Here is a 14,010-nt window from a genome sequence, read left to right as displayed (position 1 = left end):
ATGAGCATTTTACAGCGATCCAGAGCGGTAGTTTACGATAGCCAGATTGAGTGGAGACAGCTATTTTCGATATGCCACATCTGGATTCAACTAATAAAACGCCTCTTTTACTGCTTCTGCTTCCTGCTGCTATTCCACAAGGACAAGCTTATCCTGCGGGAAAATCAGATTCACCCGCTGTCCGCTGAGATAAGGTGTCTCCATCTCCTGATTGGCTGTGAAGTCGCCAAGTTCTGTCTCAATGACGTATTGATAGCTGCGTCCAAGGTATGTGCTTACTTTGATAATCCCTGGCAAAGCATTAGCCATGTCCCCAGAGGTATCTCCACTAACCATCAGATCATCCGGGCGAATCGCGCCTTTGCGTGCACCGGGACGTGCCGTTCCGGGATGCGCAGTTGCCGTGAACAAGCGACCACCCGCTTTTAGCGTGATCACCTCTCCTGCATCACTGCGCTCTGCGAATTCAATGAAATTGTGAAATCCGATAAATTGGGCTACAAACTCCGTTGCCGGGTATTTAAAAATCGTCTCCGGGCGGTCGAGCTGCTCGACAACGCCTTTGTTCATAATCGCTACCTGATCGGAGATGGAGAAGCACTCCTCCTGATCATGAGAGACATAAAGCGTCGTAATGCCCAGTTCCTGCTGAATGCGGCGAATCTCCACCCGCATATTGAGTCTCAGGTTGGCATCCAGGTTACTGAGTGGTTCATCGAACAATAGCAAATCCGGTTCAATAACCAGTGCGCGGGCAATTGCCACACGCTGACGCTGACCACCAGACAGTTCTGTTGGAAAACGTTTCTCAAACCCGTTCAGGTTAACCACCTCAAGGATGCGCATCACACGTGATGAGATATCCTTGTCTTTCACCTTGCGCATCCGCAGGCCGAAGGCCACGTTGTCATAGACAGACAGATGCGGGAATAGCGCATAACTCTGAAATACAAATCCGAAATTCCGCTTATTTACCGGAACTTTTGTATAATCCTTGCCGCCGAACATAAACTTGCCCTGTGTTGCTTCCAGGAATCCGGCGATGAGGCGCAGCGTAGTTGTTTTGCCGCAACCGCTCGGTCCGAGCAGGGAGAGCAGCTTACCTTTTTCCAGCTCCAATTGAAAATCCTTCAGGATCGTCTGGTTATCGTAAGCCACCGATACGCGATCCAATGTCAGCAATGCCATAGCGTTCTGCGCCTCCAATTAACGTTTAGTAAAGTATGAGAATCCGCCCATGATCCGTTCGATCACGAACATTAAAAGTCTAGTCAATACCATCAACAGTACGGAAATCGCTGCAATGGTTGGGTCAAAATAATTTTCCACATAGGTCAGCATCTGAATGGGCAATGTGCTTACCCCGGTCCGGTCATAAACACGGAAATGTCCACGTTGTTGAACGACTCCAGAAACGCAATCAGCACCGCCGCGAGAATACCGGAACGAATGTTGGGCAGCACGATCTGGAAGAACGTTCTAACCCGTCCCGCGCCGAGACTCAGGGCCGCTTCTTCCACTGCAAAGTCAAAGCTCGACAGACTCGATGCAATAACGCGAATGATAAATGGCAGCATGATAATGGTGTGACCAATCAGCAGACCCAGATACATCGGCAAATGATAGATCACGATCAGGTACTTCATCAACGTAAAACCAAGCACGATTCCCGGAATGAGTACCGGGACAGGAACAATGCATTCAGCACCGACTTGCCTTTGAAATCGTAACGACTAAGTGCATACGCAGCCGGAACCCCGAGCAACAGCGCCAGCAAATTTCCCAGCAGGGAAATGATGATGGACGTCTGGAACGTGCGAAGGAAACCGCCTGTGTTAAAAATATTTTCGTACCAGCGGAGAGAGAAGCCCTCCGGCGGAAATTTGAGTACCGTCCCCGGTTCAAACGAAGTCACCGAGATGATCAGAAGCGGGCCCAGCAGAAAGATAAAGACCAGCAGACTGAACAGGCCCAGCCCGATATGTTTCTCCCGCATATGTCTACCCCTTCGGATTTAAAGTTTTGGCCATTTTGTTCATGACACCGACCACGACAAATGTAATGACAATCATAATCGCGGCAACGACCGAGGCCAGATACCAGTCGTTCAGGGTCATAGCGTTCTGATAGAGGAACGTCGCAATGACGCGCTGTTTGCCTCCCAAAAGTGCAGGCGTCGTATAAGCCGTCAGGCTTCCAACAAAAACAAGTACGGCTCCGATCACAAGCCCTGGCACGGCCAGCGGGAATACCACCCGGCGGAATGCCGTGAAGCGTGATGCACCCAGGCTCTGTGCCGCCTTGAGCAGATCACCATCAATGTTCTCAAGCACACCGACCAGGGAAATGATCATGAGTGGCAGGAACAGATGGGTCAAACCGATCATCATGGCAGCCGGCGTATACAGAATATCCAGCGGCTTGTCCACGATCCCCAGTCCAACGAGGGTGTTGTTGATCAGCCCTTTGCGTCCGAGAATAATCATCCAGCTAAACGAGCGCACAACCGGGCTCGTTAGCAGCGGAAAGATGGCCAGCGCAAGCAGAATGCCTTTGCGGCGCGGCGCTTTCCGTGAAATATAATAAGCTGTCGGGAATCCGAGCACCACGCAGACGATAGTGGTGACCACGCTGACTTGCAGCGTCGTAAGCAATATTTTCAAAAAGTAAGGGTCTCTGAAAAAATGCATGTATCCTTCAAACGTGAAGGAGCTTTCCTGAAAAAATGTCGATCCGATCGTCAGGACAATCGGAATGATCATAAATGCCGCCAAAAATATGAATCCTGGCAGCAATAGCCAGTATACTGATTTCTTCATCGCGGTACTCCTGACTTATAAAATGGTTTTATTCACATGTTAAAATCACAACTTTACACTATCTCACTCCGTGCCAGAAGAATCTTTCGATCGCTGTTATCCCCAGATTTTTTTGATCCTTTATTAAAGGGTAAAAATCCGGGGATAAAGGCGAGCGCTTCGCTTCTCCAGCTTTCTTCTGTCACTTCGTTCTTGTGTAAAAAATGAATTTAACGGTCATAGCTACGCATTTAACGCGTTGATAAACAGTTCAAGGAAAGCCTCGGCGTCTACCGTTTCGCAAACGAGGGTATTGGGCTGTTCGCCCAAACGGTTTTGGAAGTCACACACCATCTGACCATCGCACAAGCGGCTTGCTGTCTCGACATCGACGTAATATGATTTGCGTCCAACCAAATCCGGGGCAAGTGCGACACCCACTGCCAGTGGATCATGCAGAGCACAAGCTCGGATGCCGTTCATTTCTTCGTAACGATTGATGTAAATCTCGGTGCTCTGTGCCACATAATCGCGAAGCACGGGATCAGTCAATCGTCTGATGGCTTCTTCATTCAGCAGCGTTTGACGGGTAACATCCAAGCCAACCTGCGTGAGCTTCTCGAAACCTGCATGCAGTACAATGCGTGCGGCTTCGGGATCGGCGTACGTGTTGTACTCCGCAGTAGGTGTAACATTGCCATGTCCACGAACGACGCCACCCATGAAGATGACTTCCTTCAATAATGTAGGCAGTTCAGGACACTTCATCAGAGCCAGCGCGAGATTCGTTAACGGTGCGGTCATAATCAGTGTCAATTCGCCTGGGTATAACTTCGCCTGTTCAATGATAAAGTCCGGGGCAAAGCCTTCATCCGCCTGCTTGGATACGGCCGGATCAGGCAGCGCACCACCCAATCCGTCTTGTCCGTGAACCCGGTGCTCATAATGAGACTTGCGTGTGAGTGGGCCAGCCGCTCCGGCTATGACCGGAATGGAAGGTGCTCCCACCAATTCGAGTATTTTGCATGTGTTATCCGTTGCCTGCTGGAGCGATACGTTCCCACAGACCGTGGTAATTCCGAGAATGTCCAGCTTCCGACTCTTGACGGCCAGCAAGATCGCCAGCGCGTCATCAATACCGGTATCCACATCCAGAATGATGCGATTTCCTGTTTCACTCATGCATTCCCAACTCCTCTGCCGTTAAATGATTGCTTGCTGCAAATGTTATTTGTCGAGCTCAATCGATATCATTACTGCGGATCAACCTTATCGTTCAAACGTTGATTACGCTTATTGTGCAATCTCACGGTTCCAACGATCTGTCCATGCTTTGGCCTGTTGATTCACAAATTCCATATCCAGCTTGTTCAGCTTGCCAACCACGTCTGCGCCATACGTTACGCCCTCAGCTTCTTCGGCACTCAATTCAACCTTGGTATTTACCGGGGAATCCACTTTGGCTTTGGCGGATTTGGCTTGTACATCCTGGCTTAGCTGCCAGTTGATGAATTCTTCAGCGAGTTCTTTGTTCTTGCTGCCTTTCACGACGTTGATCGTATTCATAACTGCATATGCACCTTCGCTAGGTGTAACAAACTTTGCATTCGGCACTGCCGCTTTCAGATCCTTGAAGTACATTTCCATAATCGGTCCGCCAGCAATCTCTTCCTGGGAGAACATGTTCACGAATTCGGAAGTTTGCGTGTAGAATTTAACCACGTTGCCGCTTAATTTTTTCAGTTCTGCAAATGCAGCATCTTCATTAAACGTATCGTTTCCAGCTACACGGGAAGCAGCATCCAATACCATTGGTCCTGCTGTTGCCGTAATGTTTGGAATCGTCAGGTTATTGGCAAACGCCGGGTCCCACAGATCCGCCCATGAAGTGACTTCTTTGGAAACGAGGTCCGGGTTATAAGCGATTCCGAGCTGTCCCACCGTGTAGGCCGGGCCATAATCTTCGCCAAGCGGTGCTTTGGCAATATCATAAATATCGTTCACATTCGGAATTTTGGAGCGGTCAATTTTCTCAAACAAACCTTCGTCAATACCTTGCTGTGCATAGTAATCAGACAAGTAGATTACATCGACGTTGGACGTACCCTGGCGGATTTTATTCAAACGCTCAGCGTTGTTACCCACTTCAAGCACGATGTCTACATTATGTTCTTTTTCAAAAGGACCAAATACTTCTTCATTAAAGAAATCTTCCGAGAACCCCCAAGTGGAGATGACGAGCTTGGTTGACGCCGTGCCTCCGCTTCCTGATCCGCCTGTAGCGTCCTCTGTACTGCTGCCGCAACCTGCTAGTAATACCGATGTCATTGCCACTGCCGCCAAACCGCTAATCCACTTCTTCATCATGATCCTGATTCCCCCTGATATGTGTGATGTGTATTAAAAAAAACAAAAAGAAAAGCATTCTTGTATAAACAAGAACACTTTTCTTCGTAAACAAAGGAAAGCGACACCCGCTGCCGGTACATCATCGGTTTCTGCTCCAGAATCAATCCGAAGACAGACGCCATCATATGAAATTGTTCGGAATCCGAATCATGGACTAGAACCGTGTGCAACGCATGAATCGAACCTGTCGATCCATCCTATGCTTGTTCCAAAATCACATTCGTAATGGCCCACTGCGTGGACGCATCATAATCCCGTAATACAGCTTCGATTGGCAAACCCATGTGCTGCTCCAACTTCTCCCTGAATTTCTTCTTATACAAGACAGACATACGGAAGTCCACTTCCAGCTTCAAGCCGGGGGCCTCCCCTTCCAGGGCGTCAGAGCGCGGTGAACGGCGGTGCTTCGCGTAGAAGGTCACGATGTTCTGATCAATGGTCACTCTCAGGAGAGTGGTCCCAAAGCCGAACAGTTCCTTCGAAATTTCGTTATAATACTGGCACATCTTCTTCTTACTCTCATTGCTGTCCAGCAGTTCCATGAACTCACCCACATCATTTACTACCGTACGTTCGACGTGTTAACACGATTGATTATACATATATCTACGATTTTAGGCAACCCAAAAGATATAGTTAACATGAAAATAACACATAAAAGCGAACATTGAACACAAAATCATTCATTAATAATAAAGGATTACATATGCATTTAAACAATAATATGTTTGAAATTATGCCTCTGAAGTTCAACTTCTATTCTAAACAATTATGTATCAGGTTTGCATTCAATACAAAAAAGGGAACTCAATAAGTCATAACATGACGAGGTTCCCCTTTTTTGCGTAGTATGTGTTACTTGTGTTAGTTAGCGTCAGTCCTAACGATCCGATATAACATTATTACGACGAATGCCCACTGATCTGGGGTTTAAAGAATCATAACGATGCTATTTCCTTAGATTGTAGACCCTCTCGCACGTCTGCACCAGAATAACGTCACTGAACTCCTTTACATTTTGCATTCCATGATCATTCGCCGTTTAAAGCGCGGTCGGTTCATTAGCACCTTTACCTCAATGGGAGATTTTTGAAGTTACCACTCTAGCTGAACGTACCTCCGTACGAATCAGGTTGAAGATCATCAAAATCAGCACAACGAATTGTGGGATGAATGTCTCCCATGTCGGATACATGCCAAGCCAGCCAATCGTCGGCAGACTCGGAGCGACATGTGCACCGAGCGTTGCCGAGACTTGAAGAGAATGAATGCTCTCACCAAGGAATCGAAAGACCAGATAATAAATCAGCAGCGTAGCGGTCAGGAAGAACCAACGTACAGGCAGACGTACACTGAACTGAATGATCGCCACAGCCAATATAATCAGGATGAGCAACGCTGCCCCCATACCGATTAACATCTGCGAGGTCTCAATTGCAGGCGCCATACCGATATAAAAGATTGCTGTCTCCGCACCTTCACGCAATATGGCGAGACCCGCCACAGCGAAGAGTGACCACAGACTACCCGGGCCAGTGCACCGCCTACCTGTCGCTGTACATAGCTATTCCAGGAGCGGGTATTCGATTTGCTATGCATCCATTGTCCAACCGACAACATCAGTACAACCGCTGCAAGCCCTGTATACCCCTCAATCATCTCCCGTGTGCTGCCCGAAGATGCCACAGCCAGGGTCAGCGACAGTACAATGGCCAGCGCCGCGCTGAGCAGCAGACCACTACCCGCTCCAGCCCAGATCCAGCGCCGGGCCGCAGACTCTCCACTCTTCTTGGCATAAGCTAACAATGCAGCCAGTACCAGAATGGCCTCCAATCCCTCGCGAAGCAGGATCAAAGCTGCGTCCCATGCCGTATATGAGGTGCTAGCCGTTAACGGCTCCAGACGATTGATCATTCGGGATACAACCTCGGCTGCCTTCGCCGTGTTTGGCGGGTTCGAGACGACGTATCCGGATGCTTCCGCCATTTCATTCTCAATGGCCGTATATGAGGCCGGAGATGATATCTGTACCTGACCTTCAACCAAAGGCCAGGCCACAATGAACTGCTCCAGCCCCGTTGCAGCAGAAGTGGTGTCCCCCGCCTGAATTTGCTGCTGGATTTGCTCCAACAATTTCAGCAGGTCGGACAATGAAGAAGCACCTGACGATGCCGCCGCATCCTCAACTTCCCCTTCCTTGAGCGTCCCTGCACTGTAGTCTGTAAGCAACGTAACCAGATCCTGCATACGCTCTGTTGCCTGCTCTTCCTTGCGTGGCTCCGCCTGCATGGATATACGAACCAGGCTGATGTCTTTCTCCAACTGGCTGTATACACCAAAATGATCCTGACGGATCGGAGCTTCGGTGCTTTTCCAGGCTGTAACGATCCGTTTATAGGCAAGCTCTGCCTGTGTCCAGTCACCCTGTTCCATTGTACTCAAGCTTTTACGTGCATTCGACAATAGCTTTTCGGCTGCTTTACGGCCTGCGCCACTGCTCTCTTCCGCACCCTGAAACGCCTCAATATACTGATTGGTCGCACGGGCCAGATCGGCCAGCGCTTTCTTGGCTGCATCAGAATCATTGCCAGACAGTGCCTGTTCCGCTTTGGACAAGGCATCGCCTACACTACTTACGGCCGTGTCAACCTGATCTGCGTTCTGCTCCGGCTCCAACGTGCTGGCACTATCCCATAGTTGCCGGAATTCGGCAACGTCCTCCGTGGCTTCTGCCAGCTTGCCTTGTCCCGCTTCAACCAAGGCGCTGCCCACAGGCGGTAATAGACCATCCAGTTGTTTTTGCACAGACAGCTCATGGTTTTGCAACCCCTCGGCAGAAGCGTGTGGGACATCCAGTAAACGAATCACCCCGGACCCCACCATCAGGAACACCAGCAGCATCAGCAAGGAACGCATAAGCCCTCCTTTGTACTGCCGCTTTTGCGCCTTCCGATCTGTGATCCTGCCCATCATTTCATCCTCCCCATTCCTCTGAAACCGTTCATTGCCATCTAACCTTCTATTAAATTAAGGTGTCCCCAATATATCCCCCATTGGAAGTCCCAGGGAAACAGGCAAATACAGCACTACCTGTGTGCACGGTATATTCGTTCAGCTTATCGTTCTTTGCCAGTCGTTCCTGAATCGGAATAAACTGCTTCTCCAGATCCCGTTGATAACTAATGAACAGCAAGCCTGCATCCAGCTGTCCGGTCTTGGCATCGAGTCCACTCGAATACGAGTAGGAGCGGCGTAAAATCTGCTGGCTGCCATCACCCTTCGCTAGACGCAGATGTGACGTTGCCGGAATGACAGGCTGTCCATCTGCGGATTTGGCCTTCAGATCTACCGGATCGAACTCGCCGTGGCTGCCGAGCGGCGCTCCGCTGTCCCGGTGGCGTCCAAAAGTCGCCTCCTGATCTTTCAGTGTGGAGCGGTCCCACACCTCCACACGCATGCGAACCCGGCGGACGGCCATATAGCTGCCGTCGGCCATCCACCCCGGACCGTCAGCCGGCTGCGCCCAGACGGTCTGGTCCATCAGCACCGCATCCGTGGTATCCGGATTGCCGGTGCCATCCTTGAAGCCGAGCAAGTTGCGCGGTGTTCCACCCGCAGGGTCAGCTCGGCCCGTGCGCTGGAAGCCTTCCTGCGTCCAGCGCAATACCGCATGCCCGCGAGCGATGCGCGCGAGATTGCGGATGGCATGGAAGGCGACCTGCATATCGTCTGCGCAGACTTGTACGCACAGGTCGCCACCACACCACTGCGGGTCCAGCGCATCTCCGGTGAATGCCGGGAGATCGCGCAGGCCCTTGGGCTTCCGGCCCTGCAGCCCGAAGCGCCCGTCAAACAAAGAGGGCCCCACACCAAACGTCAACGTAGTTCGTGACGGTGTCAGGCCTGCCGCTTCACCCGTATCGGTGGGCGGCGTATTCAGCGTTGTATTATGTTCGCCGATCATCTCTCCGGCGGCCATGGCAGCGGAAGCCGCCGTCCAGTTCTTGAACAGGCGGCGAAGATCATCCGCACTTCCCGCCGTTACATCAAAGGCGGCAAAGCAGATGAAATCCTGAGCCGGGGTAATAATGCCCGCCTGGTGCTTGCCATAGAAGGGCAGTCCTTTGTCCGGCGTGTTAATGTCCACATCCAATGTCGCCGGACTGCTTTTGCGGCCCAGCGCCATCAGACCGCTGGCACCGCCTCCACCCAAGAGCAGACCCAGCCCGGCCACGCCGGTCAGCTTCAGCATTTCACGCCGTGACAACGGCTTTTTCAGCGAATCCTTTTTCTGCTCAGTCATCGTTCTACACTCCCAGTACCTGTCCCATGTTCGACAGTGGCTCAGCCAATGCATCCAGGTTCTGGCTCAGTTTTTTCACATCCTCATCCTTCAGCTTCTCATAGGAAACATACCCGTCTCCATCCTTGAATGGAGCAAGCTCTTTCTCGAGCGCATCGAATCGGTCCGCAATCTGTTGATTCAGATCTTTGTCCTTGGCAGCCAGATCATCCTTGAGTAGGTTATAAATCTCGCGTGCTCCCTCTACATTCGCCGCAAAATCATACAGATCCGTATGGGAATAACGTTCCTCTTCACCTGTTACCTTGCTGGAGGAAACCTCATTCAGCAGTTCTACCGCACCCGTTACCATCAGGCTTGCATCAATGTCCATCGTCTCAACTTTGGCACGCAGCAGCTTCGCATCACTCAACAAGCTATCCGCAAAGTCAGTCATGCCTTCGGTCGTCTTGTCTTCCCAAAGTGCTTTCTCAATCCGGTGGAATCCGCGCCAATCGGCTGCCTCCACATCTCCGTCACGCGCATCGATATTCGGGTCCAGATCCCCAAGCGCCTCGGCTACCGGTTCAATTCGTTCATAATACATACGAGCTGGTGCATATAATGATTTGGCAGTCTCCAGATCACCGGCTTTCACTGCATCCGTGAACTTCTCCGTTTGCTTCACGAATTCATCAATCTGCTCGATTGCAAATGCGCGATAGCCATCCACTGCGGTTGTATAATCGTTCCCGGACGCTTCCTGATCTGCTGCATCTGCAGTTTCTGTGGACGTTTGATTTCCGCTTTGAGCAACAGGTGTTTCTTCCGAAGCTGTTTCATTGTTGCCGCAAGCGGCGAGTAAAACCGAAGTTGCCAGCACAACAGCTGGCAATGCCAATATTTTTTTCAACACGATACACTCCTTATTGGTTAAACTGATTTGCCTATACGTACACAGCACATATTATGTCGATGAGTACAAAGCTTGGATTAACGTTCATTTTATGATAATGATTATCAATTTCGGTAATGACATCATAATTCCAGCGTATACTTATGTCAATATGAAAATAAGGGACCGGTTTAGCCGCATACTCATGTGGAAAATACAAGATACTATTTCCTTTGGAAACATAGACAAACTTCGTCATCAACCGTTAAAATGAGACAAAATGTCTATATGATCTTAATTAATGAAATTGGAGGCTCATGTCATGAAATGCCCAGTATGTAATCATGAAAATGGAAATGCCAGTTTTTGCGAGAGGTGCGGCTCTAATCTAACCCCTTCCTCCCCTAATACAAATACCGCTCAGGATCAACATTCTGCTGCTGCCGAACCTGAATATACCCGTTGGTCCAGCACACAGGCGACACCGTCCCATACTCCCGTTTCATCCAGCACCCCTTCTCCTCCCAGACCTGTACAGCACGTATCTGACTCTTCCAGCACAGACGGCCATACGTCTTCGGAAGACAACAACACCAATCAGTGGAACAACATCGTACAAAATGAGAAAGTTCAGCAAGCCAAAGAAGTAAGCAAACAGTATCTATCCTATTTCCTTAGCGTTCTCACCCGTCCTTATCAAACCATGAAAACCGTTGGAGAACAGCATTCACTTAATGGTTGGATTACGATGGCTCTGATCGCAGTTCTATCCTCTACATACGTTTTGATCACATTTAGCCGGATGGAAATGGACGGATTGTTCATTGGCGGGTTTATCAGACCGTTGCTGTTCACCGCCATTTCTCTGGTCGTAGCTGTCGCATTGATCTATGCCATATTGAAGATTGAAAAAATAACGTTTCGTCCCAAAATACTGGTTGCCCAGTTCGGTACATTACTCGTACCTGCTATAGCGTCGCTTGTTCTGGCGAACCTGTTTATTGTTATCTCGTATTCCATCGCCATCTTCTTCCTTGTTGTTTCGTATGTAATTATCTTTGTATCTCTTAACGCGGTGCTGTTCCAGTATCCGCTGAATCGTACCAAGGCAGCCATCGACAGCATGTACAGCGTGCTGATTGCCAACGTTGTTTTGTTTTATATGCTTTCTCGCTTGCTCGGCAGTACGATCATTGGATTGATTAGCCTGATGTTTTCTCCATACGGTCGTATGTAGTATCTAGTTCAAAAAGCTTTTACAAAGACTCTCCCTGCTTTTCCAAGGAGGGTCTTTTTTTTGTGTTTACACCGTCGCAGATTGCACTCGTTGTGTTTTATACACTATAATGTGTAGTGTAAAAGGTATGTTCTTTTTTACGTAAGGATCGATGGCAAGAAACACTCCATACTCACACGGACTATTACCTTTACTATTGCCATCAACACTATACTATGTAGTGTTTTATTCATCCAATTTTACTAAGAAAGGCAGAGAAAATCGATATGGATATGAATATGAATATGAATATGAATCATATGCAAATGGAGCACGAAGCAGGCCCATCCTACCTGTGGCTTATCGTCGGTGCAGTCGTTCTATTGCTCTCCATTGCAGCTTATATCTGGTCTTCACGCACCCAGAAGTCTGCACTGGCACATATGAAGAAGAATGAACGAGCTGTGATTAAAAAGAAAACCCGCTCCATCCGCCTGGCTGCACATGCACTGCTTGGGGTGTCGATCATTGCATTTGTTCTTTTCTTCATGCAGGGCGCACTTACCAAGTATGATGTAGCAGATCTGAATGCTGGTGCTGCGATCGACGTGACCAACGATAAATACTACGGGGCAGATCATACGGAAGAACCGATCCAATATGAGATGACCATTCCGACGTCTGGACCTCATAACCCGCATGATATCAAGTTTGGATTTTATACCGATTTCCCCGGATATCCTTACCTAGTACATAATCTGGAGCATGGGGATATCATCATTTATTACCGTGAGAATGCAAGTGATGAGCTGAAAGAGCATCTGAAATACCTTGCCAAGTTCCGCAAAGCTGGATCAGGTATCCTCGCTGTACCGAACAAGGACATCCCCGAGGGCAGTGAGGTCGTTGTGACGGCATGGACCAAAACCATGAAGCTGGACCAATTCGATGATGCCAAAGTAGGTACTTTTATTAATAAATATATTAATCAGGGGCCTGAGAAGATTCCTGCTTCCATTCGTCAGGGCGGTGGAACGATGTAACGAGCACTTCCGCTGATTGCTTCAACATTTGAACACGAGAAATCAGCCATCTCGTTGTAGAGCGGGGCGAGCTAATAGGCACCAGGGTAACATCAACAAAGCCGCATGGCGGAAACCGGGTATCCCGGCTACACTGCCTGCGGCTTTTTAATGTTGTACCTTTAATGGAGGCTGGCCTCGCGGCTGCCTGAATTAGTAGCGCTGCGGAGCAGCTTTTTTGCCCAAATCCGTCATGTACGTAAAGAACGCTTCCGGATCAGTATCATACACGAGCTGTACTGGACGTCCGTCTGCTTGTTCCACTGTACGGCCTTGGCTTGGACCATCCGGGATAACGATACAGTTCACCGTTTTCTTCTTCACGATGTCCTCACGCCCAACCGAAGCTGTAGTCAGCACATCCCACAGGTAGTATGTGGAATTCGTTTCACTGTACACCAGTGGCGGACATCCTGCGTAACAGTTGCCCAGGAAGTCAACGCCTTCGAAGCGACGCTCTGCAGCCCAACGGTTACGCACAGCAGGTGTCAGAGGTACTTTATTCGTACTTTCCAGCGCAACCAGATCAATCTGGATGCCGCTCTGCCATACACGGTAAGCCGCTTCCGGGTCCCAGAATACGTTCCATTCTGCTGTACCATCATGCTCAGGCTCTTCGACGTTCCCTCTTTCGAACGTGCCACCCATCCACACAAGCTTGTCGATTTTCTCTTCAATATCCGGTGCTTCGTCCAGTGCACGCGCGAGGTCCGTCAGCGGTCCTGTGAACAGGAGCAGCGTTTTGCCTTCGGTGCTGCGCACTTTCTCAATCAGATGCTGGTGAGCCGGAACAGCAGACAGAGGAGCGTCCATTTTGCCGGATTCATTCAGTACTGGAAGTGCATCTACATAGAAGGAGTGCAATCTCCACGCCGCAGGAAATGGATTTTTCCCTCTGGAGTTGGATTTGGATACCTCTACGGAATATGTGCCGAAGCGATCGATAATTTTACGGCTGGCATCTGTAGCTGGCTCCAGATATCCGTCTGCCGGAATAACCGATACACCGGTTACATTTACATTGTCCATTTGCAGAAGCATGAACAGCGATACGAGGTCATCCACGCCGCCGTCATGGTTAAAATACACATTAAGTTGGTTCGTCATGCTTGTTTTCATCCTTCCCCTGGTTGTCCCATTGATGTTCATCCCGTCCGTCTGCTTGTAGCTGACGTTACCACTATTATGTCCCATAACCCTTGGCTACGTAAACCTTCCACACACAAAGAAAGCAGGAAACACGCCTGATTCTACGGATATTTTACATTTTAACCATTCCATCTCAGACCTTGCCGCCCCATCTACACTATTGAAAATGGTAAAAAGAC

Annotated in this window: 12 protein-coding genes and 1 pseudogene; 2 read left to right on the top strand and 11 right to left on the bottom strand. The window is 49.4% G+C overall.

Annotated elements, in window-relative coordinates:
- Window positions 1–129: 129 nt before the first annotated feature.
- From ACTWJ7_RS04290 to efeO, 10 genes and pseudogenes are all read right to left on the bottom strand, one after another.
- Entirely contained in the window at window positions 130–1,188 is a 1,059-nt protein-coding gene (locus ACTWJ7_RS04290; RefSeq protein WP_079347846.1) for an ABC transporter ATP-binding protein, read from the bottom strand.
- Between the two features lie 18 nt (window positions 1,189–1,206).
- Window positions 1,207–1,996: pseudogene (locus ACTWJ7_RS04285) on the bottom strand (ABC transporter permease).
- A 4-nt stretch (window positions 1,997–2,000) separates the two neighbouring features.
- Window positions 2,001–2,819 (bottom strand): ABC transporter permease, encoded by an 819-nt coding sequence (locus ACTWJ7_RS04280; RefSeq protein WP_301880319.1) that lies wholly within the window; start codon window positions 2,817–2,819, stop codon window positions 2,001–2,003.
- Window positions 2,820–3,041: 222 nt separating this feature from the next.
- Window positions 3,042–3,980 carry a nucleoside hydrolase gene (locus tag ACTWJ7_RS04275; RefSeq protein ID WP_079347850.1) on the bottom strand — a complete coding sequence of 313 codons (939 nt, stop codon included), beginning with the start codon at window positions 3,978–3,980 and terminating at the stop codon, window positions 3,042–3,044.
- Between the two features lie 111 nt (window positions 3,981–4,091).
- Entirely contained in the window at window positions 4,092–5,162 is a 1,071-nt protein-coding gene (locus ACTWJ7_RS04270) for an ABC transporter substrate-binding protein (protein WP_094939935.1), read from the bottom strand.
- 242 nt (window positions 5,163–5,404) lie between these two features.
- On the bottom strand, window positions 5,405–5,749 hold the full coding sequence (locus ACTWJ7_RS04265; protein ID WP_024632855.1) for a Na-translocating system protein MpsC family protein: 345 nt from the start codon (window positions 5,747–5,749) through the stop codon (window positions 5,405–5,407).
- 533 nt (window positions 5,750–6,282) lie between these two features.
- A complete protein-coding gene (locus tag ACTWJ7_RS04260; protein ID WP_443145154.1) occupies window positions 6,283–6,711 on the bottom strand; it encodes an FTR1 family protein in 429 nt (142 codons plus the stop codon).
- The gene (locus ACTWJ7_RS04255) at window positions 6,621–8,180 is read right to left on the bottom strand and encodes an FTR1 family protein (protein WP_443145153.1); all 1,560 of its coding nucleotides are present in this window, start codon (window positions 8,178–8,180) and stop codon (window positions 6,621–6,623) included. The genes ACTWJ7_RS04260 and ACTWJ7_RS04255 overlap by 91 nt, the downstream gene beginning before the upstream one ends.
- Before the next feature lie 49 nt (window positions 8,181–8,229).
- Window positions 8,230–9,510: an iron uptake transporter deferrochelatase/peroxidase subunit gene (gene efeB, locus ACTWJ7_RS04250; protein WP_301880321.1), complete on the bottom strand. Its 1,281-nt coding sequence runs from the start codon at window positions 9,508–9,510 to the stop codon at window positions 8,230–8,232.
- A 4-nt stretch (window positions 9,511–9,514) separates the two neighbouring features.
- Window positions 9,515–10,402, bottom strand: coding sequence for an iron uptake system protein EfeO (gene efeO / locus ACTWJ7_RS04245; RefSeq protein WP_301880322.1), 888 nt, complete (start codon window positions 10,400–10,402; stop codon window positions 9,515–9,517).
- Between the two features lie 304 nt (window positions 10,403–10,706).
- Between efeO and ACTWJ7_RS04240 the strand changes: the two genes are divergently transcribed.
- Together ACTWJ7_RS04240 and ACTWJ7_RS04235 are read left to right on the top strand one after the other, a co-directional pair.
- Complete coding sequence (locus ACTWJ7_RS04240) at window positions 10,707–11,621, top strand: hypothetical protein (RefSeq protein ID WP_301880323.1); 915 nt, start codon at window positions 10,707–10,709, stop codon at window positions 11,619–11,621.
- Window positions 11,622–11,887: 266 nt separating this feature from the next.
- Window positions 11,888–12,643: a DUF3105 domain-containing protein gene (locus ACTWJ7_RS04235; protein ID WP_301880324.1), complete on the top strand. Its 756-nt coding sequence runs from the start codon at window positions 11,888–11,890 to the stop codon at window positions 12,641–12,643.
- A 192-nt stretch (window positions 12,644–12,835) separates the two neighbouring features.
- Here the strand turns inward: ACTWJ7_RS04235 and ACTWJ7_RS04230 are convergent, their stop codons facing one another.
- Complete coding sequence (locus ACTWJ7_RS04230) at window positions 12,836–13,789, bottom strand: nucleoside hydrolase (RefSeq protein WP_024629901.1); 954 nt, start codon at window positions 13,787–13,789, stop codon at window positions 12,836–12,838.
- Window positions 13,790–14,010 lie beyond the last annotated feature (221 nt).

The organism is Paenibacillus sp. 1A_MP2, from assembly GCF_052244825.1.
GTDB lineage: Bacteria > Bacillota > Bacilli > Paenibacillales > Paenibacillaceae > Paenibacillus > Paenibacillus vandeheii.
The sequence above is the reverse complement of the archived record's forward strand: the minus strand, read 5'-3'. Positions and strand labels throughout refer to the sequence as shown.